This is a genomic window from Ruminococcus sp. AF37-20 (assembly GCF_003460465.1).
GTDB classification, from domain to species: Bacteria; Bacillota; Clostridia; order Oscillospirales; family Ruminococcaceae; genus Hominimerdicola; species Hominimerdicola aceti.
In genome coordinates, this window is record NZ_QTVE01000015.1 from 1 (window position 1) to 25,162 (window position 25,162).

At 41.3% G+C, this 25,162-nt stretch carries 21 protein-coding genes and 1 pseudogene; 17 read left to right on the forward strand and 5 right to left on the reverse strand.

All coding sequences use genetic code 11. The annotated features are described in order from the left end of the window. Positions 1–51 precede the first annotated feature (51 nt). Positions 52–4,209 (forward strand): C1 family peptidase, encoded by a 4,158-nt coding sequence (locus DW015_RS09775; protein ID WP_117905503.1) that lies wholly within the window; start codon positions 52–54, stop codon positions 4,207–4,209. 57 nt (positions 4,210–4,266) lie between these two features. Here the strand turns inward: DW015_RS09775 and DW015_RS09780 are convergent, their stop codons facing one another. Continuing rightward, positions 4,267–4,881, reverse strand: coding sequence for a sugar O-acetyltransferase (locus tag DW015_RS09780; protein WP_117905504.1), 615 nt, complete (start codon positions 4,879–4,881; stop codon positions 4,267–4,269). Between the two features lie 197 nt (positions 4,882–5,078). Beyond that, entirely contained in the window at positions 5,079–5,261 is a 183-nt protein-coding gene (locus tag DW015_RS09785) for a hypothetical protein (protein ID WP_117905505.1), read from the reverse strand. 426 nt (positions 5,262–5,687) lie between these two features. Here DW015_RS09785 and DW015_RS09790 point away from each other — a divergent pair, with 426 nt between their 5' ends. The 5 genes and pseudogenes from DW015_RS09790 (at position 5,688) to DW015_RS13920 (ending at position 11,047) form a co-directional block, all read left to right on the forward strand. After that, positions 5,688–6,758, forward strand: a complete 1,071-nt coding sequence (locus DW015_RS09790) for an NAD-dependent epimerase/dehydratase family protein (protein WP_117905506.1) — start codon at positions 5,688–5,690, stop codon at positions 6,756–6,758. A gap of 13 nt (positions 6,759–6,771) precedes the next feature. Continuing rightward, a complete protein-coding gene (locus tag DW015_RS09795; protein ID WP_117905507.1) occupies positions 6,772–8,001 on the forward strand; it encodes a nucleotide sugar dehydrogenase in 1,230 nt (409 codons plus the stop codon). Between the two features lie 19 nt (positions 8,002–8,020). Next, entirely contained in the window at positions 8,021–9,301 is a 1,281-nt protein-coding gene (locus DW015_RS09800; protein ID WP_117905508.1) for a DegT/DnrJ/EryC1/StrS family aminotransferase, read from the forward strand. A 942-nt stretch (positions 9,302–10,243) separates the two neighbouring features. Next, positions 10,244–10,513, forward strand: a pseudogene (locus DW015_RS13915) (polysaccharide biosynthesis protein); the annotation flags it as partial. A gap of 78 nt (positions 10,514–10,591) precedes the next feature. Continuing rightward, positions 10,592–11,047: an IS3 family transposase gene (locus DW015_RS13920; RefSeq protein ID WP_347501050.1), complete on the forward strand. Its 456-nt coding sequence runs from the start codon at positions 10,592–10,594 to the stop codon at positions 11,045–11,047. A gap of 520 nt (positions 11,048–11,567) precedes the next feature. Here DW015_RS13920 and DW015_RS13615 read toward each other — a convergent pair. Continuing rightward, entirely contained in the window at positions 11,568–11,711 is a 144-nt protein-coding gene (locus DW015_RS13615; protein WP_181982934.1) for a hypothetical protein, read from the reverse strand. Positions 11,712–11,755: 44 nt separating this feature from the next. Here DW015_RS13615 and DW015_RS09815 point away from each other — a divergent pair, with 44 nt between their 5' ends. From DW015_RS09815 to DW015_RS09845, 8 genes are all read left to right on the forward strand, one after another. Then, a complete protein-coding gene (locus tag DW015_RS09815) occupies positions 11,756–12,622 on the forward strand; it encodes a phage minor capsid protein (RefSeq protein ID WP_242993265.1) in 867 nt (288 codons plus the stop codon). Beyond that, positions 12,622–12,768: a hypothetical protein gene (locus DW015_RS13460; RefSeq protein ID WP_181979900.1), complete on the forward strand. Its 147-nt coding sequence runs from the start codon at positions 12,622–12,624 to the stop codon at positions 12,766–12,768. Before DW015_RS09815 ends, DW015_RS13460 begins: the two co-directional genes overlap by 1 nt. Before the next feature lie 356 nt (positions 12,769–13,124). Beyond that, positions 13,125–13,958 carry a hypothetical protein gene (locus DW015_RS09820; protein WP_117905511.1) on the forward strand — a complete coding sequence of 278 codons (834 nt, stop codon included), beginning with the start codon at positions 13,125–13,127 and terminating at the stop codon, positions 13,956–13,958. 380 nt (positions 13,959–14,338) lie between these two features. Continuing rightward, positions 14,339–14,593 (forward strand): hypothetical protein, encoded by a 255-nt coding sequence (locus DW015_RS09825; RefSeq protein ID WP_117905512.1) that lies wholly within the window; start codon positions 14,339–14,341, stop codon positions 14,591–14,593. Continuing rightward, positions 14,556–14,756, forward strand: a complete 201-nt coding sequence (locus tag DW015_RS09830; RefSeq protein ID WP_117905513.1) for a hypothetical protein — start codon at positions 14,556–14,558, stop codon at positions 14,754–14,756. Before DW015_RS09825 ends, DW015_RS09830 begins: the two co-directional genes overlap by 38 nt. Positions 14,757–14,972: 216 nt before the next feature. After that, on the forward strand, positions 14,973–15,659 hold the full coding sequence (locus DW015_RS09835; RefSeq protein WP_117865389.1) for a metallophosphoesterase: 687 nt from the start codon (positions 14,973–14,975) through the stop codon (positions 15,657–15,659). A gap of 190 nt (positions 15,660–15,849) precedes the next feature. Beyond that, on the forward strand, positions 15,850–17,331 hold the full coding sequence (locus tag DW015_RS09840) for a DNA methylase (protein WP_117905514.1): 1,482 nt from the start codon (positions 15,850–15,852) through the stop codon (positions 17,329–17,331). A gap of 14 nt (positions 17,332–17,345) precedes the next feature. Then, positions 17,346–17,771: a hypothetical protein gene (locus tag DW015_RS09845; RefSeq protein WP_117905515.1), complete on the forward strand. Its 426-nt coding sequence runs from the start codon at positions 17,346–17,348 to the stop codon at positions 17,769–17,771. A gap of 124 nt (positions 17,772–17,895) precedes the next feature. Here DW015_RS09845 and DW015_RS09850 read toward each other — a convergent pair whose 3' ends face one another. Continuing rightward, the gene (locus DW015_RS09850) at positions 17,896–18,414 is read right to left on the reverse strand and encodes an AAA family ATPase (RefSeq protein WP_117865394.1); all 519 of its coding nucleotides are present in this window, start codon (positions 18,412–18,414) and stop codon (positions 17,896–17,898) included. A 178-nt stretch (positions 18,415–18,592) separates the two neighbouring features. Between DW015_RS09850 and DW015_RS13880 the strand changes: the two genes are divergently transcribed. Both DW015_RS13880 and DW015_RS09855 read left to right on the forward strand, forming a co-directional pair. After that, entirely contained in the window at positions 18,593–18,721 is a 129-nt protein-coding gene (locus DW015_RS13880) for a hypothetical protein (protein ID WP_256321323.1), read from the forward strand. Between the two features lie 31 nt (positions 18,722–18,752). Then, a complete protein-coding gene (locus DW015_RS09855) occupies positions 18,753–20,081 on the forward strand; it encodes an NYN domain-containing protein (protein WP_117905516.1) in 1,329 nt (442 codons plus the stop codon). 316 nt (positions 20,082–20,397) lie between these two features. Here DW015_RS09855 and DW015_RS09860 read toward each other — a convergent pair whose 3' ends face one another. Then, positions 20,398–22,332 (reverse strand): cellulase family glycosylhydrolase, encoded by a 1,935-nt coding sequence (locus tag DW015_RS09860; protein WP_117905517.1) that lies wholly within the window; start codon positions 22,330–22,332, stop codon positions 20,398–20,400. Positions 22,333–22,924: 592 nt separating this feature from the next. Between DW015_RS09860 and DW015_RS09870 the strand changes: the two genes are divergently transcribed. Continuing rightward, positions 22,925–25,102 carry a transglutaminase domain-containing protein gene (locus DW015_RS09870; RefSeq protein WP_117905518.1) on the forward strand — a complete coding sequence of 726 codons (2,178 nt, stop codon included), beginning with the start codon at positions 22,925–22,927 and terminating at the stop codon, positions 25,100–25,102. Positions 25,103–25,162 lie beyond the last annotated feature (60 nt).

Consider the following 25,162-nt stretch of genomic DNA (forward strand, 5'->3'; position numbering starts at 1 on the left):
ACTGTAGTCAGCAGTTTGGACTATGCTAATATCATACCAAAGGAGATCTTTATGAAGGTGATCTATAAATGTGCCGCCATTTTGACGGCGGCGATATTGTCAGTGCAGTTTCCTTGCGCAGCTTTTGCGGATATGGAGCATGGCGGAGATAATGACAGCCCGAAATTCAAGATGGGCAGGATAATTTTTACTGATAATGGTTATGGCTACGAAAAGGAAGGTCTGGAAAAATCGGAGATCGCTGATGAAGATCTGGCCGATACGGACGACGGGGTTTCACCTTATGCACAAAAGGCAACGGCTTCGCTGCCTGCGAAATATGACCCCAGATCTAAGAATACGCTGACGACTATCAAAAATCAGTTTCAGACAGGCACTTGCTGGGCGTTTGCGGCACTTTCCTGCACAGAGAGCAATCTTATTCAAAAGGGGCTTGAAAATCAAAACGTGCAGTTTTCTGTGCCGAGCCTTGTCCTCTCTACATATGCTAACGGCGGATTTGACGAGTCAATATGGGATTGCGGCGGAACGTGGATGGATTCGTCCCTTGCAATGGCGGCTCATAGAGGACTTTGCTATGATGAATATGAGCCTTTCGTGTCTGACGCAACGGAAGCCACTATCGTATCTGAGGAGAAAAAGGGAGTTTGCGAATATCAGCTTAATTACGCTTCCACTATCACAGGCGGACGAAACGCCATTAAAAACAAGATAAAAGAGCTTGGCGGAGTAATGGTGAGCTATTATGCAGACGACCTGTATATGACCTTTGATAACAAAAGCTATTACGATCCGGAAACTACAAAAAACAGCGGCATAAATCATGCCGTAAGCGTTGTGGGCTGGGACGATAATTACAGCAAGTCAAATTTCCTTGCAGGCTATCAGCCAAAGAAAAACGGGGCATGGCTTGTGAAAGGCTCTTGGGGAGTATCCAGTGGCACGGACGGCTATTACTGGATATCCTATGAAGAGGCAGAAATGACCGATTGGGTGGCATTCGACCTCACTGAAAGCTGTGATAATAATTACCATTATCCTGCTAATAAGGATAATTCTATATTTTATGTTAGCAATGAAAATAAAATGAGCGGTGCTGATGTTTTTACAGCAAAAAAAGACGAGCTTCTTGACAAAGTGGGCTTTATGTATCTTGGCTACACCGGAAAGTCTGACTACACCGTGCAGGTATACACTTCTGTTTCAGACAGCACTCCTGTGGGGATACTTGAATGTGAGGTCAGCGGAAAGGTGCAGAGCGACGGCTTTTATACTGTGGATATCCCTGATGTTGAGCTTGACGAGGGCGAAAGATATTCTGTCGTGATGACATTCAGCGGTGATGACGGCTCAGGCTATGTGACCGTTTATGGCTATTCAGACGGGGTCATGAGGCCTGGTCAGGCGTATATTTCCAATGACGGCGATAGTTGGACGGACGTTACCGACAAGGACGCTTATACTGGTCAGCCTATAATATTTGCCTATACCGATGATATAGATAAGTCTGATAAAAGCGAGCTTGAAACACTTGTGGCAAAGTATGAAAAGCAGAGCGGTTATGAGCGTGAGGTCAACAACGGCAAGAAAGTTATTGCAGACGAAAACGCTTCAAAGAACGATATCACCAATGCCAAGCTTCTTATAAAGGCAAAGGCGAAAGAGATAAAGGAACAAAGCCTTGTTATAAAGACGGCGACGGATTGGAAAAACTTCGCAAAGCGTGTATCAGGCGGTGAAAGCTTTGCAGGAAAGCGTGTTGTGCTTGAAAAAGACATCGACTTCGGTGGTGCAAAGATATCGGCAGTAGGAACGGCTTCAAAGCCTTTTTGCGGATATTTTGACGGCAACGGACACGTTCTGAAAAACGCTGTTATCCAAAACAATTCTTATGCAGGTCTGTTCGGCTATGCTGAGGACAGGGCGCAGATAAGAGATCTCAGTGCTGAGAAAATAACTGTCAGCGGTAAGTACGCAGGTGGGATCGTTGGTGAATTTGATGCGGTATCTATCCAACGCTGTACGTTCAGCGGAACTGTCAAGGGTACAAGCTCAGCAGGCGGAATCGTGGGCAAAGCAGGTGGTCTGACCCTGACAGAGTGTGCTTCAGACCTTGCAAAGTCAAGCAGTTCAAATGCTAAAGCTATGGTGGGCAGCATTGATAATGACGCATTTTATTATGGACAGCAATATGCCGATTGCTGGTATAACGGCAACTTTTCTGACAGCAAGGTAAAGAAAACGGCTTTGTCTAACGTTACAAGCTCTGCAGCTTATTCGCTGAATACCATTGGCGGAAAGCAGACAGACAGCGGCAGGTGGACAATGGCAGGCGGCAAAGCAAGGCTAACTCGTCCTGGGGAGCAGGCTTCCCACAAGATAACATTTGAAGCCCCTGACGGCAAGCATTATGCCTGCACTGATAAAGACGGCAAGGTGAAATATCCTGCTGTCAAAGTGCAAAGCGGTTATGCTCTTAAATGGTACAAGAACGGAATTGCTGTCGATGCGAACACAGTTTATACTGCTGACAGCACAGTAAAGGCAAAGCTTGTTGAAGCAAAATTTGTCACTATAGACTATGTTTTAAATGGCGGCACGAACAGCACAGGCAATCCAGAATACCTCAGCAAAGACGAAAGCGTGACGCTTTCCGAGCCGACAAAAGAGGGTGCAGACTTTGCTGGCTGGTACGATAACGCTGCACTTTCAGGTGAAAGAATAGAAAGCATCTCATATTCAGGCGGTGCAAAGACCCTTTATGCCGCATGGAAGCCTTATACATATAACGTTACGTTTGTGGATAAAGACGGCAAGGTGATAAGTCAGCAGACAGTGGAATATGGTAAGTCTGCAAAAGCTCCGAAAGCCCCTGCTATAAAGGGTCTGCGTTTTACAGGCTGGGACAAGGACTATAAAAACGTTACGGAGGATATGACTGTAACAGCGGAGTATTCTGACAGCAAGCTTATTGCAGACTGCGAGATATCAGGCTTCAAGAACAGCTTCACATACACAGGAAAGAATATTGAACAGCCTGACGTAACGCTCACCTATGAGGGCAAAGAGCTTAAAGAGGGCGTGGATTACACTGTTTATTATAAGACCAATCTTAACGCAGGACCTGCAAAAATGACCTTTGTTGGAAAAGGCGAATACAGAGGCTCTGTTGCAAAAAGCTTTACTATCCAGCCAAAGGACGCTTCCAAGTTCAAGCTTTATTATGCTACACCGCTGTCGTTCACCGGCAAGGCGATAACACCTGATGTGCTTATTAAGGACGGCAATAAGACCCTAGAGCGTTATATTGATTATATGGTGATGTATTCCTCTAACGTGAATGTTGGCACGGGCAAGATAACAGTTGAATTTTACGGCAATTATAATGGCAAGCAGACCGTTTCCTTTGTTATAAATCCTGCAAAACAGCAGATACAGGTGCTTGAAACAAGATACAAGGGCTTTTTTGTGGATTTTGTGCAGAAAGGATCTGCAACAGGATATGAGGTCCAGTATGGCACAAGATCTGATTTTTCAAATGCTTCCACATACAGATCCACCACCAACAAGACGGATAAGATGACGGTACTTGGATTAGGACCTTCAAAGACATATTATGTAAGAGTTCGCTCTTATACTGTCAAGGGCGGAAAGACCTATTACGGCAATTGGTCAGACGCTAAAAGCATTGTGACGGCAAAGACTAATTTTGCAAACGCAAAGGTCAGCGGTATTTCTTCAAAAAGCTTTACCGGCAAGGCGATAACGCAGAAGATCACAGTAAAATACGGCTCAAAGACCCTTAAAAACGGCACAGACTACACTGTGAAATATTCTGCAAACACAAAGGTCGGCACCGCAAAGGTGACTATCACAGGCAAGGGCATTTACGGCGGAGTTATCACCAAAAGCTTTGCTATCTATCCTGCAAAGCAGGTGATACAGAAACTTTATGGTACATATGCAGGCTTCTTTATAGATTATGCACAGAAAGGCTCTGCCACGGGATATGAAATATCATATTCACAGCGTTCCGACTTTAAGGAAGCAAAAAGCGTAAAGGTAACAAACAACCGCACCGATAAAAAGACAGTTTCGGGGCTTGCGAGATATCAAAAATATTATGTCCGTGTAAGAAGCTACACTGTCAAAGGCGGAAAGACTTATAACGGAGCGTGGTCCGATAAAAAATGGGTCTATACTCAATGATCCGACAGACGATAAAAATGCCCCTGATCATTTTCTGGTCAGGGGTATTTTTTATGCTCAGAAAAGTTCTGATTTGTACTTGATAGAATCCTCCTCTGTTATCTCACGGATAACTCTGCATGGATTTCCTGCCGCAAGAGAATTTGGCGGTATGTCACGGGTGACAACGCTTCCTGCACCGATAACACAGCCCTCGCCTATGGTAACTCCGCCTGTGATGACAACATTGCTTGCTATCCAGCAGTTGGAGTGTATGGTGATAGGCTTGCCGTATTCATCATCATAAACAGTGCCGTCAGACTTTTTCTTCATGTTACGCTCCTGCCATCTGAATGGGTGAACAGGTGTGGCAATGGTGCAGTTGGGACCGAAAAACACGTTGTCGCCAATCGTCACAGGGCAGGTGTCAAGCACTGTCAGATTGAAGTTTGCATAGCAGCCTGAGCCGAACTTTGTGAAAATGCCATAGTCAAAATACACAGGACCTTGGAGAAAAAATCCCTCGCCATGGTCGGGCAGAAGCTCGTCAAGGATAGCACTTCTTCTCTCATCATCTTCATACAAACTGCTGTACTGCTGTGAAAGCTTGTGAGCCTTTGTCCTCAATTCTGCAAGCTCCTTGTCGGAGGGGTCATATATCTTGCCCGCAAGCATTTTTTCTTTTTCAGTCATTATAAAACGCCCTTTCTGTGTGTAGTTTCATTTGATTTTGTTGAGAGTATAGCACAAGTTTCTGGCTGTGTCAATAGTTTTTTGGGGGTCGAGTGATAGAATAAAAAATGGTAAACAAAAAGTGGAGAATGCTTATGGGCAAAGCACTCTCCACTTGACGAGTATACTATTTAAAAAGCATGACAGGGGAGAAAAAGTTATAGGTAAAATCCCTGCATATAATTTGTGTACATAAAGGGATCTTCGTCATCAGCGGTATTGTCACCAGCAGGCTTTTTTCTGCCACTAGTACAAGAAGCCAAAATTATCAGACCGCCTTGAACAATTGCAACGCTTACTCCAAGGGCTACCAAAACCGCACAGAAAATTTTTACTATCATAAACACCGCTCCAATCATATTTCTCATACTTCGCCATAATTACTATTATGATTATATGCTGGTTTTGCCTGATAATCAATAAAAGCCGTGTAAAATGCAGATAAAAATCAAGTCAGCTTTTGTCTGCATCAAAAATATTGTGGTAAAAATATTATTCAAAACGTTTCATGATTTAACAATTTTAAATGAAGAAAATTATAGCTTTCAGCTTAGTATAAAACTGCACAAACTGAGCTTTTTGTAAATGGTTAGCATTGTATATTACACTGAAAATGTACGATTCTTGAAAAAATATACATAAATATGGGGTGAATACTTGACTAGGTTAAAATTTTGTGATAAAATTATTAACGTGAATGAGTGTGCTTATCCTATTTATATGTTTTGTGTATTGGCTGTACGTGTATGAAGTTGGGAGTAAAAGATATGCAGAAAATCGATTTGGAAGGTAAGGTTGTCCTTGTAACAGGAGCAGCAGGTTTTATAGGTTCTAATCTGGTAATTGAGCTTTTTAAGACTATTGATGATATCAAGATCGTTGGTATCGACAATATGAACAATTACTATGACGTGTCCATAAAAGAATGGAGATTAAAGGAAATAGAAAAGCTTGGTGGTCAGTGGACTTTTATTAAGGGAGACATATCAGACAAAAATGTGATAGATAAAATTTTTAGTGATTACAAGCCGTCTGTTGTTGTTAATCTTGCAGCACAGGCAGGTGTGCGTTACAGCATAACTAATCCTGATGCATATGTTCAGTCAAACCTGATCGGATTTTATAATATATTGGAAGCGTGTCGCCATTCTTATGATAACGGTGAAACAGGCGTTGAACATCTGGTTTATGCGTCAAGTTCTTCTATATATGGAACAAACAAGAAAGTTCCTTACAGTACCGATGATAAGGTAGATAATCCTGTGAGTCTGTATGCTGCTACCAAGAAGAGCAACGAGCTTATGGCTCATGCTTACTGCAAGTTGTATAATATCCCTGCTACAGGACTTCGTTTCTTTACAGTATATGGTCCAGCAGGCAGACCTGATATGGCTTATTTTGGATTTACGAACAAGCTTCTAAAGGGTGAAACTATCCAGATCTTTAATTACGGAAACTGCAAACGAGATTTTACATACGTTGATGACATAGTTGAGGGTATCAAGAGAGTAATGCAAGGAGCTCCTGAAAGAAAAAATGGTGAAGACGGCTTGCCATTACCACCTTATGCTGTTTATAACATAGGAAATCAAAATCCAGAAAATCTTCTTGATTTTGTTGATATTTTACAGCAGGAACTTATAAATGCAGGTGTTCTTCCTGCTGATTATAATTTTGAAAGTCACAAAAAGTTAGTTCCGATGCAGCCAGGCGATGTGCCTATTACTTATGCAGACACAGAGCCATTGAAAAGAGATTATGGATTTAAACCGAGCACACCTCTCAGAGAAGGTCTGAGAAAATTTGCTCAGTGGTATAAAGAGTTTTATAAAGTATAAGGAAGGCTAAGAAATGAACAGAAAGATAGCAGTAGCGGGAACAGGTTATGTTGGGTTGTCGCTTGCAGTATTGCTTGCACAGCACAATCATGTAACGGCTGTTGACATTATCCCTGAAAAGGTTGAGCTTATCAATAATAAAAAGTCGCCTATTCAGGACGATTATATTGAAAAGTATCTTGCTGAAAAAGAGCTTGATCTGACAGCTACGCTTGACGGCGAAACGGCGTACAAGGATGCAGAGTTCGTAATAATTGCAGCTCCGACTAACTATGACAGCAAGAAGAATTTCTTTGATACTTCAGCTGTAGAAGCAGTTATAGAGTTTGTTATGAAAGTCAATCCTGATGCTATCATGGTCATAAAAAGTACTATCCCAGTTGGCTTCACAAAGTCAGTAAGGGAAAAGTATAGCACTGATAAGATAATTTTCAGCCCTGAGTTTCTCCGTGAGTCAAAGGCTTTGTATGATAATCTGTATCCAAGCAGAATTATCGTAAGCTGTGATGATGATACAAGAGAAAAAGCAGAGCTTTTTGCAAAGCTTTTGCAGGAGGGTGCGATAAAGGAAGATATCGACACGCTCTTTATGGGATTTACCGAGGCGGAGGCTGTTAAGCTGTTTGCAAATACTTATCTTGCGTTGAGAGTTTCTTATTTTAATGAGCTTGATACTTATGCAGAGGTAAAGGGACTTAATACACAGGATATTATAAATGGTGTTTGCCTTGATCCTAGAATAGGAAGTCACTACAACAATCCAAGCTTTGGTTATGGTGGATATTGTCTGCCAAAGGATACAAAGCAGCTGCTTGCAAACTATGAAGATGTTCCACAGAACATGATGTCTGCTATTGTTGAAAGCAATAGGACTAGAAAAGATTTCATTGCAGATAAGGTGCTTGAGCTTGCAGGCTATTATACGGGAAGCAGTAATTGGGATAAGGATAGAGAAAAGGACATTATTATAGGCGTTTATAGGCTTACAATGAAGTCCAACTCAGATAATTTCCGTCAGAGCAGTATCCAGGGCGTTATGAAGCGTATCAAGGCAAAGGGTGCTACGGTTATAATTTATGAGCCGACTCTTGAGGACGGAGATACGTTCTTTGGCAGCAGGGTGGTAAACGACTTGGAAAAATTCAAGTCAATGAGCCAGTCTATTGTTGCTAACAGATATGACAGCTGTCTTGATGATGTTAGGGATAAGGTCTATACTAGAGATCTGTATGGAAGAGATTAATTAGCTAGGAGCTTGATTTATGTACAATAACAAAGATGATCAGGAACCCTTTAAACAAAAAGTATGGCTTGCGTCACCTACAATGCATGGTGAGGAGCTTGAATATGTTACTGAGGCTTATAATACCAACTGGATGTCTACAGTCGGTAAGAATATAAATGAGGTCGAGAAGATAGCGGCGGAGAAGTCTGAAGTCAAGTATGCTGTTGGCCTTTCATGCTGCACGGCTGCGCTTCACTTGTGCTGTAAGCTTGCTGGCGAGAGGCTTTATGGCAAGCCTGCTATATCTCATGTCGCTCTTGAGGGCAGGAGAGTTTTTTGCAGCGACATGACCTTTGACGCTACTCTCAACCCAGTTGTTTACGAGGGCGGTATCCCTGTTTTTATCGACACTGACAGAGATACTTGGAACATGGATCCTGTGGCGCTTGAAAAGGCTTTTGAGATGTATCCTGAAGTCAAGCTGGTAGTAAGCGCTGAGTTATACGGTTTTCCTGGAAGAATGGACGAGATCAAGAGAATATGCGAGAAGCATGGTGCGCTTTTGATCGAGGACGCTGCTGAAGCTATGGGTGCTACAATTGACGGCAGACAGTGTGGAAGTTTTGGCGATTACAGTGCGGTAAGCTACAATGGCAATAAGATAATAACAGGTTCTAGCGGCGGATGTTTGCTGACGAACAGCCTTGAAGATGCAAACAGGGCTCGTAAGTGGTCAACGCAGGCTCGTGAGAATGCGGCATGGTATCAGCATGAAGAGGTCGGGTACAACTATCGTATGTCGAATGTTATTGCAGGAGTCGTTCGTGGTCAGTATCCGTATCTTGAGGAGCATATTGCGCAGAAAAAAGCAATATACGAGAGATACAAAGAGGGTCTTAAAGGGCTTCCCGTTAAAATGAATCCTATCGTTGAGGGTACAGAGCCGAATTATTGGCTGTCTGCACTTATCATAGATAAGGGCGCAATGTGCAAGCAGGTCAGAAATGACAGCGAGGCTTTGTACATCAAAGAAGCCGGCAAGACTTGTCCTACTGAAATTTTGGAAGCGATAGCAAGCATAAATGCAGAGGGAAGACCAATATGGAAACCAATGCACATGCAGCCTATGTACAGAATGCACGAGTGCGTTGGACGCAACGGCAGTATCAGATGCCGCACAAATGCTTATATTGCAGGCGGTGCAGAAGATGTAGGCGCTGATATCTTTGACAGAGGCGCTTGCCTGCCTAGCGATAATAAGATGACTGAGGAACAGCAGGAGAGAATTATTCGGGTTATCAGGAGTTGTTTTGAGTAATGTATGCGAAATACATAAAAAGGGTATTTGACTTTGTTTTGAGTTTAATGGCACTTATCAATATTGGGCAGGGGATAGTAGTATAACAACAGAGGTGAATGAGAGAAACCTTGATTATACAAGAGTTTCGCTTATTTAGTTGAATCTAGGTATGATGATTTTTTTCTACGTGGTTGTGTCGGGTGAGCAGCAAGACTATGAGAATCTAATGGTTTCTTAGATGCTTATTTTAGATCACACTATAAGCTGGAAATTCATGATAAGGGGATTTGAACTAGCCCACGCATGCTTTTTTTAATATGGCTGTACATTAAAATCTAGAATAATTTTGAAGTTAACAAGTTTACTTGAAATAAGAATTGAAACAGAGCAAAAAAATTATTTACACCGCTTGAAAAGAAGTAAACCACAAAATAGAAAAAATATGAAAGGATGAACCCATCCGATTTTTGCGAGGAAAACAATGGATAGAGCAAATGAGAATAGTATGAATATGGATCGTATAAAGCAGAGTAGCACATCTAATATCAGGTGGATGCTTATCGGGTATGATTTGATTATGTATGCAGTGGTAGTAGCAATACTGTTATTACTGTATGGAGGAATTGATAAGTTATCAACTATAGGAATACTTCAGCAAGTATGCCTTTCGGTACTGTGTATTTTTGTAGCACGTCTTATTGGTAAAGTATATGGGCAGGTATGGAGATATGGTGGAATACAATGTTATATCCGGTTACTATTTACCGATTCTATTGCTTTTGTAGCTTATCTGTGTCTGGAATTATTACTTCCAATTCAAAAATTACATTTGCTAGAATGCTTTCAATTGTCAGTTTGAACCTTCTAGGAGCATTAGCGCTTCGTATGATGTATCGCTATGCGTATAAGTGCGGAAATCGGGAAACTACAAAAGGAAAAATTCTTTCCGCGTTATTACATATGTTTTCTGGCATAGAAGCGGAAAATGAAAAAGAAGTTCAGAAAATCAAAGTTGCAATTATTGGTGCAGGACGTTTTGGTGTAAGTCTGGCAGAGGAACTAATAAATAATGAAGAAACAGCATATATTCCGAGATGTTTTATAGATATTAGCAAAGAAAAAGTTGGTCGTGAAATTCATGGAATCCCAGTTTGGTCAGAGAATGAGGCAACATTTAACAGATTGGGTGAATTTGAAGTACAGGAGATTATTTTTGCAATACCGTCAATGGATGCTGACAAGAAAAAGGCACTTTATGAATATTACAAAAATGCAGGATATAAATTAAAGGTTTATGATTATCCGACTATGTATACCGCAGGAGGAAAGAGGCATCTTCGAGAATTTGATATTGAGGAACTTTTGTTTAGAAAACAATTAGTGGTTTCTGATGAAAGAACAAATGCTTACTATAAAGACAAAGTTGTACTTATCACTGGTGGTGGTGGTTCCATTGGTTCAGAACTTTGCAGACAACTGGCAAAGATGAATCCAAGGAAGATTATCATTTTGGATATTTATGAAAATGGTGCATATGATGTTCAACAGGAGTTAAAGATCGCGTACGGAGATTGTCTTGACAATGCCTGTGCCGAGAATTTCTTCGGCTTGCTGAAAACAGAGCTTCTCTATTTGCAGGAATTTCATTCTGTCGAGCATTTTATTCAAGAGCTTCATGAATACATAGAATGGTACAACAACAAACGCATCAAGCTTAAGCTTAATGGTCTATCTCCTATAGATTTCAGACAGGAAGCTGCATAACAAAAGCGACCAAGATTCCTCTTAGTCGCTTTGCATAAATTTTCTTTTGAATCTTTGTCTAACTTTTTGGGGTCAGTTCAAAAACGATATATCTTCTTTATTTTGAATATATAATATGTCATTTATTTTCTTATCTTATAAGTTGAAAAAATATATCAAGTAATAAAATTTTATTTATAATTATAAACAGTGTTATGGTGATCTGTCGTGGTGCTGCTTGTATCTTTTTCTGGGAAATATATATGCTTTCTTTTTTGCTATGTCAAAAAGCTTTTGCAAGAATTATTGGCTATCTTCAAATATCACTTTTTTTGCGTCTTTTTAATTAATTCTCTATTTTTATATTCCAGAAATCTGTATGCTTTAAAGGATGTGTATTATACAAAAGTGCAACTGTCCGAATTTGTTCGCTTTTAAATTTGACAGATCGTTTTGATGTGTGATACAATATATTTGGCAAATAAATGTCAAAATGTAATGAAGTAAACATTATATAACGAAAGGGGTTTTGAATGAACAATTATTGTTTAACAATGTGGGCAGAAGAACCGATAAGGTGCAGTGAATGTGGAAAAGATATTGGGTGGGAAAGAGTAAGTATTGAACAAACACCTGTAAAGATCGTTCCTGAGTTACTGCGGTGAGTGGTTTTGGCTGCTGTCATACGCCGTAAAGAACGGGCTTTTCCACCCGAACTGCCGCCACACAATGACGCAATACATACACGGCAGAACGCAGATACCTGAGCCGATACCTGCGAATAAGATAAAAGAGCAGCGAGAGCTTGAACAGAAACAGCGTGCAATGGAGCGGAAAGTCCGCAAGCTAAAACGCTTTGCGGCAGGCACTTGTGACCCCGATACCGCAAAGGAATACCGCCGAAAACTCAGGCAGGCACAGCACGAATTAAAGGTGTTCGTTGAGGAACATAATGAGGTGCTGCATAGGGATCATAGCAGGGAGAAGTATTATGGCGGTGGTGTTGACAAATCTGCGGAAAGTGGCAAGGCAGGTAAGTTGAGTTCTGTTACTGGTGAAAATACAGTTGATTTAAAATACATAAACTCTGATGAGTACAAGCAAAAATTTAACGGGATAACAGGCAATCCAAACGTTGATAAACAACTGCATTCTCAGGCAGTTGCACAGCTAACTCATAGAAATGGCACATACGGCGAAGATCTTACTTTGATAAATGCTGAAACAGGAAATATAGAGGGTCGGCAGTCAAAATCTTTGTCTGAAAATGGAGTTGAGTATAATAATAGTTTGAATAAGGCAGTGGAACATAATCCACCATATAGTTTAATCTCTATACACAATCACCCAACGAATAATCCGCCGACAGGTAGTGATTTAGTTTCAAATGGCAGCAGAAAATATAAGCTTGGAGTTGTTGTTACCCATAACGGACGTGTGTTTACATACAAAGCTGGAAATACTCCGTTTTTAGCAAATTCTTTTGATAATATAGTTGACAAAAATCGTTCAAGGGGATATAATGAATATGAAGCAATAGTTGAAACGCTAAAGCAATATCAACGTGACTATGGAATAGAATGGAGTGAAAGATAATGGCTTTTAAGCATGGACATTATATAGATAGTGGACTTTCTCCCGAAGAACGAGAAAAAGCATGCATTTCCGCAGAAGAAGAAAATAAAAAACTTACAAGCTGGGATGATGTACCACTTGTTTGTGAAGACCAAGACGAAGATTAATACCGCTTGACTAAGGTCGGGCGGTATTTTTATACCCAAATATCGGAACTAAGCACCTTAACGGGTGCTTTTTTCATACACAAACTAGCCATAAGGGACTTTATCGACAATGGCATAGATCTTCATTGTCACAAAAAGTGTTCCGCTAGATCAGATGCTATGAATATAACAGAAATTCACGAAAGGTGAGAATGAAATCCACCCCACAAATATCAACTATTTAGCAAAATATCAAACCATAGCAAAAATAAGAACAAATTCGTAAAGTATATCTAATAGTATTGTATTTTATACCATCTTGTAGTATAATGTACATATGACAAAAGCCGTAAACCAACTAAAAACAGGACGAATATATGAAGAAAATACTTATCTCTATTTGTGTGGCAGTGGGCGTATATTTTGCATTTAGCAATACAATTGATGAATTTCTGTATCCAGAGAAAAGACCGGGATTGAATACGTACGACACATACACCACAACAACACAGCAGACCACTACCGCAGTTACTCAGCAAACACCCATAGTCACTGATGAGGACGGATATGAGCCTCGTGATGACCGAAAGCCTGACTATGTTCAGCCTGCAGACCCCACATGGTCGAAAAGGACTTTTAACTGGACGAGCTATGACAAACGATATACCTTTGAAATATCAATGAATATTCAGGACGATATGTATGAATACTATCATAGTCTTTTGAGATACTCATATGTGAAAGATTATCATAACTATGTAAGTGACGACAATAATCACAAGCTCGTAAAACAGCTTGCAGACGAAATAAAAAGCCTTTGCGACCAATGCGGTTATGGCGAATCTGAGACTATAAGAGAAACTGCAAATTTCGTGCAGAGCATAGAGTATGTTGATGACATGACCTCAACGGGATATACTGATTTTCCCAAATATCCTCTGGAAACGCTTTATGACCAGTGCGGTGATTGTGAGGACTCGTCCATACTTTTGGGAGCTTTGCTCAAAGAGCTTGGCTATGGCTGCATTTTTATCGAGCTTCCTGAACACGTTGCAATAGGAGTAAAGGCGACAGACGATGCCCCCGGCACGTACTATGATTATAATGGAAGCCATTATCTTTACATAGAAACTACCAACTCCGGCTGGGATATCGGAACGCTTCCTGATGATTACAACGAGGAAAAGGCTAAGATATATAATGTGTGGTAAAATTTCAAAAGCCCACAGATGCGATCAATGTGATCGGGTCTGTGGGCTTTTTATTATCATTTCAGACCTTTCCGGCTTAGTTTTATTTTAGCATACATAGCATTTTTCTGTAGCAAAAACAAGGTGCAAAAAAGTTTATTGTATGAGAAATACACTATCAAATATCACGCAAAAAAATATAAGAAAAAAAGAATATATCATAATTGTGCCGAATTGGTTCAGTAAACTGTACTAAGTGGGTGCTATAATATATATAGAAGCTTGAAAAGGGAATAAAATCAAAAAACACACCACAGACCATTTTGGAACAGTAAACAGAACCTTAAAGGTGCTATAATAAGCACATAAGGTCAAGACAGAGTTGATACGGAGGTAAGGCTATGAAAAAAAACACAAAGATTTTTAACACAGAGGTAATTGAGAGATTGGCATTGTCAGATAACATTCCGCCATTTGACGAGCAAAGAAAGGGTACACAGGTCATCATGATCGAGGAGGGCAAAAAGACGGTGATATATGATGATTATTCTATGTACTGTGACGCTGACGCAAGAAAGTGGAGAGTAGAGGCATATAACAGGACGGACGGCAGAAAGTATGACAGATTGTGTATGTGCGGAGGCGTTTATCCCTAACAAAAACGATTGGAAAGCCGAGCGTGAGTGCCTGGATATGAAAGGCGACGGCATAGACGGCTGTGTTTCAGCCTTTGTGTATAACAGTATCACCCCTGAAACAAGCGAGAAAGGAGATATTTTTTTCAAGATAATTTCAAATACCATAATTCGTGTGGCGTAGCTGATTGACAGGGATATATTCCCTGTGATACAATATAATTATAGAGATAATTGTTATAGGAGGGCAAACTATGGCAGAAAAGGAAAATATAAAAGATAAGCTTGAAAACCTGAAAAATGCTCGACCTAGTTATGCGTAAGGTCAAAACAAGATCTGAGGACATGGAAAAACTGATAGCTAAATACAACCAAACTAATGATACAAAAGGAGAAAAGCATGAAAATATACTGCATGAGTGATATCCACGGCTGTTATTCAGCACTTTGCGACGCTTTGGAGCTTGTCATTGACCACCTTGACGAGCCTGACACAAAGCTTATCTTTCTGGGAGATTATATCCACGGCGGCGAGGACAATATAGCTGTGCTTAAAAAGATAATGGGCTTGCAGAATATATATGGTCATAGGAAGGTGGTGGCGCTTCTTGGCAATCACGAGGAAATGGTGATGAGTGGTTTTTCTTCGGTCAATGAAATGCTAGGCAGCGGCGAATATGATGACTCTGATGACTCGTATAGATATTGGTTTGAACGTCTGCCGAGATACCATGTTGAGGGCAACACTATCTTTGTCCATGCAGGCATTGACGAGGATTCTGGCAATGCTTGGGAATACTGCACCGAGGATTATATTTTTACAGAGCAGTATCCTCACCGGCTTGGCAAGATACACGGACTTGACAAAAAGGTGGTGGCAGGGCATGTCCATACCAACACGATTTCAGGCGACCGCAGATTTAACGATATCTACTATGACGGAGCGAGTCACTACTACATTGACGGAGATGTGCTCAGCACAGGAGATATAAATGTTCTTATGGTAGACACTGACACTGATAAGTATTATAAAGTAACAGAGAATTACAATATTCCTATTGAGCCTTATGACAGTGAAGCTTGGTAGATTATTGTATGCCGTCTTAAAACCAAATATAACACTAACGTCCCCAAGTTTTCCTCGGGGACGTTTTTTACTTTGTCAACTGCCATGAAAAGAGTTAATTAAAAATTCAGAACTTTTGTTCGATTTTCTATTGTAAAACAGAAAGTTTCGTGGTATACTATTATACATAAAGGAAAAAGGCGGTGATGCTATGGAAAAGACCTATGTTGCAATAGACCTGAAATCTTTTTATGCTTCGGTTGAGTGCGTGGAAAGGCAGCTTGATCCATTGAATACAAACCTTGTGGTGGCTGATGAGAGCCGAACGGAGAAAACTATATGTCTTGCAGTGTCACCGTCACTGAAAAGCTTTGGTATTTCAGGCAGGGCAAGGCTTTTTGAGGTCATTCAGCGTGTGGAGCAGGTCAATAAGGAGCGTTTGCAGAAAGCTCCTAAAAGACAGTTTGCAAAGAAAAGCTATATCTATTCGGAGCTATCCGACCCTGCCTGTGAGCTTGATTATATCGTGGCAACTCCGCAAATGGCGAAATATTTGGCTGTGAGCGCAAAAATATACGGGATTTATCTGAAATATGTGTCACCAGAGGATATTTTCGCCTATTCTATCGACGAGGTCTTTATTGACGCAACGGGCTATCTCGGGCTTTATAACGTTGACGGACGTGGCTTTGCACAAATGCTCATTTTGGACGTGCTGAAAACTACAGGTATAACCGCCACAGCAGGCGTTGGAACGAATATGTATCTGTGCAAGGTGGCAATGGATATTGTGGCAAAGCATATCCCTGCGGATAAAAACGGAGTCCGTATCGCAGAGCTGAACGAACAGCTTTACAAAGAAACGCTGTGGGGGCATACCCCTATCACGGACTTTTGGCGTGTGGGCGCAGGCACAGCAAGCCGCCTTGAAAAGCTTGGTATTTACACCATGGGGGATATCTCACGCTGGTCGCTGGACCATTATCTTATAGGGAAGCTTTACAAGGTTTTCGGCAAAAATACCGAGCTTCTTATCGACCACGCATGGGGTATCGAGCCTACCGCCATACCTGACGTGAAGTCATACCGTCCCTCAAACAACAGCATTTCCTCTGGGCAGGTCTTGCAAGAGCCGTGTAATTATGAGCGCACAAGGCTTATTCTGTGGGAAATGGCTGATATGCTGTCCCTTGATCTTGTGGATAAGGGCGTTGTAACAAATCAGATCGTTCTCACTGTGGGGTATGATAAAGAAAGCTTGGCGGACGGTCACTATACGGGCGAGGTGGTTTGCGACCACTATGGCAGGAAGATACCAAAGCACGCCCATGGCACTCAAAATCTAGGCAGGCACACTTCCTCGACCAGAAAAATAATAGACGCAACCATGGCGCTTTTTGACAGGATTATCGACAAGACTTTGCTTGCAAGACGGCTTAATCTGACCGCCTGTAATGTCATAAGAGAAGAGGATATCCCCGAAGCTGAGAGCTATGAACAGATAAGCTTGTTTGATATGGCGGAAGCGGCAAATGCTGATAACAACGCAGAAGAAAAAGAAAGGGCATTGCAGGAAGCAATGCTCTTGATAAAGCACAAATATGGGAAAAATGCCATTTTGAAAGGCACGAACTATACCGAGGGAGCTACGGCAAGGGTGCGCAACCGCAGTATAGGCGGTCACAAGGCATGAAAGGGGGGCTTACAATGTACGACAATTATTATGATATAAAGCAGTTTTCACGTCCGCACTATGACGATCATCCGCAAATGTCTATATCGGACAGGGCGGCGCAGTTCAGCCCTTTTGCAGCTTTGACAGGCTATGACGCTGCTGTTGATGAAACCGCAAGATACACCGAAATCAGGGAGGAGCTGACCGAGGACGAGGTAAACAAGCTCAATGACGATCTCAACCGCCTGCTTGATATGCTTGACGAACGCCCTGAGATAAGGGTGACATATTTTGTTCCCGATAAGAGAAAAAGTGGTGGCAGTTATCAGACCAAGACAGGCATAGTGAGAATTTATGACAGCTATACTAATGAGCTTGTTTTTATGGACAAGACTAGGATAGCTGTGGAGGATATGTGTTTGGTGGAGTTTGTGTGGGAGAGAGGGGAAATACAGTAGAATAAACATTATTTGCTGTAATGTTTTTGCATTCTTTTTTTGTGAAAATGCGGAATAAGAAACGGATAGCCGTCTATTTAGGACGGTTTATCCGTGTTTGAGTGTATTCAGTTACTAAGCTAAATCAGAATTTGCAATACTGGTCTATATCATACTCACCATCAATGAGAACATAATCAAGTCCGAACATCCTGCATTGCTGAAGGTTATACTGATTAGCTTCTTTAATAGATTCAATCGTGAAGTCAGCATCATGCATTCTATTTTCTATTACATTCTCGTTTTTGATAATATCATCAAAATGACAGCTGATGTAATTATCGCTCATAATCAGACATATAAATCTGATTTGAGGTATATATTCTTCATCAAAGCTATCTTTCCAGTTGAACGGGATATAGCACCCCTCTACGATCATGTTTTGCTCGTTCTTAATTGCAGTCTTTATCATTTCTTTTATAATTTCCCATAGATAGTCTGTTAACTTATCATCATCATAAGGTGTTAGGTCTGTCTGTCCGCTTCTGATAAGTCCCATTTTCAGGTGGTCTATTGACAAATATGGGTATTGATACTTTTCAAGCAGCTTTTGCGCTAGCAATGTTTTGCCAGTATGGGAAGCACCTGTTATTAAAACAATCATTTTATACCTCTAAATTCCGATTTAAGCGAGGAAGCCGCATTGCCCCTCAATTATTCTTATTATACCAAACAGCCCCGAAAAAGTCAATTCGTAAGCCCTTTTTTTACGCCCTTTTCATTGCAATATACCGCCATTTGTGCTATAATCAGGATATAGGGCAGAGTGGAGGTGAATCGCAATGGATAACGAAAACGAAGAATTAGTAAACTGTGTATTATACAAGAAAATCAAACGGGTGGAGAGCGCAGAAATTTCTATCAGCAAGACCATGATAAAATCGGCTCAACAGGATAATGACGGCAATTGATGATCATATTAAATGAATAGGAGGGTTTTACTTGACCGTTGATACAAAAGAGGTAGTTACTACTATAGCCTATATGATAGGCGTCCGAATGTCAGCACTGACCGTGAGTTACGGTGAGTGTTCCGAGCTTATCGAGAAGCTCCAAGCCGATAGGGACGCCACTACGATAAGATATTTATGTAAGCTGCGAACCGTACTGATGCAGAAATTCAAAAAGACCGATGATCTGATGCGGTTTCAGCTCAAAAATTTGCATAATATAGAATGGTACGATACGGATAATATCAAACAGCTTGAAAAATGGGGATTTACCATTATCCAAGCGAATTGCCGTTCAGAGAAGTATATGCAGGAGTTTACAAGGCTCATCAATGAAAATATCGACAAATGCTCTCAACTATTCTACGATTGGCTGAATTGGGAGTATATTCGAGATCTGTTCTTTGTCCCGAAATACAATAAGAACGGTGTAATGAAAGCCGAGTTCAATAAATATATGGCGAATATCGAACATTACCCATTTCAGATGTATATTCACTGGCAACCTGCCGAAGTCGGGAGCATCATCTATTCCGACCGTAAGTTTTTGAAGATCATCTACGGTCAGCATAATGACAGCTTCACCGATTATACGAAATATCGGGACGCAGATGATGAAACACGAAACAATATCTATAATTTTATCGACAGCACTGAGAAAACAGCTATAGCTGTCGATTGTGAGAACTCTGATCCATACAAGCTTTATAGTGTTCTGAAAGGTTTGAATCAGGAGGAGCTTGCTAAGATCGAGAAGATCACGCTATATGACGATCCGAACACTACCGCAGGCTGGGATTGGCTCTCTAAATTCACGCAGATACCCGTTGAACATATAGAGATCGACCGAGTGACAGACAGAAAGTCACTGGTCGATGTGCGAATGACCGCAAGTGTAGTCACGGACTTCTACCGTGACGGGATAACATCTTTTATTATTGTGTCAAGTGATTCGGACTTTTGGGGACTTATCGAGAGCCTGCCGAAAGCAAAGTTTCTCGTTATGTACGAATACGAGAAGTGTGGAACGGCGATCAAGAACGCCCTCGCACAGCACGGCATTTACTACTGTGCCATTGATGATTTCTGCACCGCAGGAACGGAGGAGTTGAAACGTGCCGTACTCTTTGCAGAGCTTGAAAAGCATTTGACCTCACTCATTGGAGAGAACCCTCTGGAGCTTACTCACAAGATATATGAAGCCACAAAAGTGACCGCTACCATGAAAGAAATGGAGAACTTTTGCAATAGATATGTCAAGACATTGCGTCTGAAGGTGAACTCCGAAGGAAAATTCGTGATAGAGATCCAAACAATCTAAGAAAAACTCGCATGGTTTTCTATCAATATCATTAAGCTAATAAAATCAAGAAATAAAATTGCGTGAAAATATCTAAGCCCCACGGTGTATTTAAGGTCATCAGAAGAAAAAAGATTTTCAGATAAATTTGTAGCAATTACTTCATAGCTGTCATCTGATATTTTAAAGCGAACAATCCGTACAGGCAACTCATAAATAACAGTAAGCTCTGATTTTTTTTGAAGGAAGAAAATCAAAGGTACAGTTAAAACTTTTTTGCATAAAAAAAGACTTCATACCGCTGTGAAACAGTATGAAGTCTGAAAAAAATCTTAGATCACCAGCAGTAGCATACAGAGTAGATCGTTACTGTGCCGTTTGCTGCACCCGCATGGATCTGATCCAGCTTTCCGCCGAAATCGGAAGTGCCGAATGCTGACTTGCAGTTGTTGTAAGAATACTTTGCGTAGTAGTGTCCGTTTGCTGTGCCTGTTTCGCTTGGTGAAACCTTTGCCCACTCTGCTCCGCCTGACCAGCTCTGAAGAACAAATTCTACCTGATTCTGTGTTCCTGAGTATTCAACGTAGAAGTAGCCGTTTGACTGAATGTCATATGCGTTGAAGCTTCCGCCATTCCTTGAAGTCATTGCTGAAACAGCCTGATCCCATGCTGAAGCAGTTGATGAACCCCAGAAGATCGATTTGTAATTGCTGCCTGAGCTGCTTGAAGAAGATGAAGATGAGGAAGAGCCTGATGTTGATTCAAGATACCAAAGCTGGCACTTTCCGCCCCAGTAGCTCCACTGGTTAATGTTTGCTCCGTCAGCTGTGCTCTGTCCGTGAACGTCAAGGCATGAGTAGCAGTCTGAGATCTTTGTCTTGATAGCATAAGCGTCGCCGATCTTTACAAGCTGGAATTTCTGACAGTCACCGCCGTGATACTGCCACTGGTTGATGTTAGCACCATTGTCCCTGCTCCAGTTGTATACGTCAAGACAGCTTTTGTAATTTGATGCACCTGTGTAAATAGTGTAATAGCCGTTTCCGTCGCTTACAAGCTTGAATTTCTGATTGTTTCCGCCTGTACCTTTGTACTGCTGAACGTTTGTGCCGTTGTCAGCCTTTGCCTTGTATACGTCAAGATACTTGCCGCTGAGTGCGCTCTTGATGTAATATGTTCCGTCAAGTCCGAGAACTCCGCCGTTAGAATCTGGTGAAGTTCCTGAAGAAGAACCGCCTGTTGAAGAACCGCCGGAAGAGCTTCCTGAACCGCTGTAAACTGAGCAGGTCTTAGAAGTTGCCTTAATTCCGTTTGAGCCGTTGATAAGTGTATTTCCCCATGAAGAAAGGCTTGAGCCGTCCCATGAGTTTGCAATGTCGAGGTAGCTCATGTCAGAGTTGTTGCCCTTCCATGACCAACCAAGATAGCCTACGCCCTTGCTTGTGCAGTAGCTCATGATAGTAGCCTCATCAACGTCGCCGTTTGTGTGCTGACCGCCGAACTCGCCGATAACAACAGGCACACCGATGTTAAGTGCGTTATCAATGTTGTTTCTTACAGTTGACGCGTTTCCGCCTGCATATTCATACATATGAATGGAGAATACGGTGTTCTTCTGTGAGTCTGCGTTGAAAACAGACTTACCGTAATCCTTGATGCTGTCAGGATACTGTCCCCAGCCTGCACAGTCTACCATAAGCATATTTGTAATGCCTGCGTTTCTTAAAGATTGGATAGCAGACTTGTAGCCGTCAGCCCATGCGCTTCCGTTCCATGTGCCGCACCACTCGTTTGCGATGTTTACGATAACATATTTCTCAGTACCGCTGAGAACGTTCTTCATTTCCTTCCAGTAGTCAACGCACTTGTTAAGATCATAAGTGCTGTCGCTGCCTGTTGCGTCATGTACTTCGAGAATGCATATCAGCTTGTTTGACTTGCACCAGCTTATGATGTTCTTTACTTCCTGTGCGCTTGTTTTTGTGTACTTTGAGCCGTTTGCAAGTACGACTCTTACGGTATTTGCGCCGTTGTTTGCAGCGCCCTTGATAGAAGTTTCAGTCTTCTCTGTGTACCATGCATGGGCAATGTTCACGCCACGCATAACGAACTTGTTTCCATTAGCGTCATAGATACTGGTACCGCTTACATAAAATCCTGATGCCGCCTCTGCGGTCGGTGTTGTCATAAAACCGAAGCAGGTTATTACGGCAAACATTACAGCAACAAAAGTCTGTAATGCCTTTGCAGAAAAAGTTTTGTTCTGTACCATAAAAAAGCTCCTCTTATACAATTAATTTTTAAATACCGGTATTCTAAGACAGCACTGTATTATCCTCGTGCGTTGCTGCCTTAACTCTGTCAACGTAAAACATTATATTATTAAAAGTAAAATAAGTCAACTTAAATATTTGAGTAAAACGTTTACACAAATAATTTTCGTATTTTAGCACAACTTTTCGTAGATTAATTGAACAATATGACTAATTTTTATCACATACGCAGTATAATATGTTGTATGTACACAAAACTCTGCTTTTAAATTTCAGAAAATTAAGAAACTTTTTGAAACAAAAATCGGTATATACGCTGCGTTGATGAACATATATACCGATATAAAATTTCCTTTATATTGATTTTATCAAGCCGTCAGAATATATCTTTTTTTGTTCTCGTACAAATTCAGAGATCATAATCAGACCTTCTTATTCTTGTGTGGTATCACCGTATTTTACATCCTCCACTTCACGATCTAACTGAATGTCATGAGGCTTTCTATTTGCTGTATTTTTTCTTGACATTGTCACATTTTTGTGATAAAATTAGTAATATATGAGAAAATTATAGTGGAAAGGAAAAATAATATGAAGTTATTTAAGCGGACGCTTACGACGGCAGTGGCGGTGTGCCTTGCACTGCAAAGTGCAGTGGTATGCTTCGGAGCTGAGGCAGAGGAGCAAATTCCTGCTGGCGGAGGGGAAGTCGGTCTTTATACGTCGGAGAACGATGAAGCCATTCAGTTGACGGAGGATATGTATAACAGTTGGTATGAAGGCGATCAGACGTATGACGGCACGGAAAAGACGCTTTATGGCTATTCACTTATGGATAGCAACAAATATTACCGGCTCACTGAGGACGAGGACTATGTTGTTACTTATGAGAACAACATAAACGTAGGTACTGCGACGGCTACTTTCACTGGTATAGGTAATTACACAGGAAGCTTTACAAAGAATTTCAATATCGTGCCAACTGATATTTATAGTGCGGATATTGACTGCGAGTATGAGCAGAGCTACTGTGCCGGTAACCCTGTTCAGCCAAAACCTATTGTTACATACAATGATATTGTGCTTGCTGAGGGCGTTGACTATGAGATCGAATATGAGGACGACTGTGGCGAGCTTGGCTGGCATTATGCTTATATTAAAGGTATCGGCAACTTTAATGGGACCGATTACTTTGAGTACAACGTTGTAGAGACTGAAATATCCAGCGAGAATATTTCTGTGGATACTAGCTGCACCTACACGGGCTACGCTCAGACTCCTGCACCTGTTGTTACAGTTAGTGGTGCGGTGCTAAGATGTGGCGTTGATTATAATGTATCATACACAAACAATGTGAATGCCGGAACAGGCTATATGACCATAGCAGGAATGAACGGCTATACAGGATATGTGACAGTGCCTTTCACTATCAGCCCGAAAGCTGTTTCTGAGGTCGAGATACTAAAGATAGCTGATGTAGATTATACCGGTAATGCTGTCAGACCGAGCCTTTTTGTCAAGGCGGACGGAAATATGATCAAGAGTTCCGACTATACTGTAACATATTACAATAACACAAATATAGGCACAGCGACCGCTGTTGTTACTCTTGGCGGAAACTACGAAAGCAGGTACCCTGTTTCGACAACATTCAAGATCGTCCTTGGAAAGCCAAAGGGATTTAAGGCTACCGCTGAATCTACCACTTCTGTAAATCTTAGCTGGAATAAGATTGGCAATTGCAAATACAGGGTTTATCGCTATGATCCAAAGAAAAAGACCTACAAGCGTCTGACGGTCACGAGTTCCACAAGCTATACTGACAAGAAGCTTTCAGAGGCAACGAGTTATACTTATGCCGTAAAGCTTGAATACAACTCTAAGACCGGCCCTTATATAACGGTAAAAGGCAACACGAAGTTATCCACACCGAAAATGACGGTAAAGGCTTATAATAAGAAGGTCACCATAAGCTGGAAGAAGAACACAAAGGCTGATGGATATCAGATATACTGGTGCAAGGGTGATGAGTGGACTATCCCACATAACGATTACTATAGTATGCCAAAGGATTGCTATAACGATTATGTTCAGCTCAAGAAGATAACAAAGAACAGCACAACCTCTTATACAAAATCAGACCTTTCAGGTTCAAAGAATTATCACTTCAAAATTAGGGCTTATAAGACCATAAACGGAAAGGTGGTTTACAGCAGCTGGACGGGTATCCAATGCAAGATAAACACTGTTTCAAGACTTAATGCGGCAACAAAGAAGAGCCACAGTACTTATAAGATCTACAACGTTCAGGGCAAGAAAACAAAGACCTCGACGCACACTCTTACGGCTGAGGAAAAGAAGATACTTAAAAACTTTGCCTCAAAGCATTTCAAGAAAGATTGGTCGGCGGCAAAGAAGGTCGAATACACTGCGGATTGGATAAGAAAGAATTTGAAATATGGCAGGATACCGACAGGCTCGCATAGCAAGAATATCTTTGTTTACAAAGAAGGTCAATGTTCTGATTACAATGGCGCACTGGTGGAAATGATGGTTTATCTCGGCTATGACGCAAACCTTGTTATGGGCAACCGCAATGGCGGAGGACAACACTTCTGGGGCGAGATAAAGATAGACGGCGTGACTTATCTGCTGGAAGTCGGAGAAAAGGTCTATGACAGCCCACAATGGAATTACAAGTGGCAGTTTATGTGCCTTAAATATTCTGAGGCTGACGGTGGTTACAAGAAAAACGGAAAGTTATACTAAAACAAAATGCTCTGCGGAGAGTGTGATTCCGCAGAGCATTTTGTTTGTTTTATAATGGCG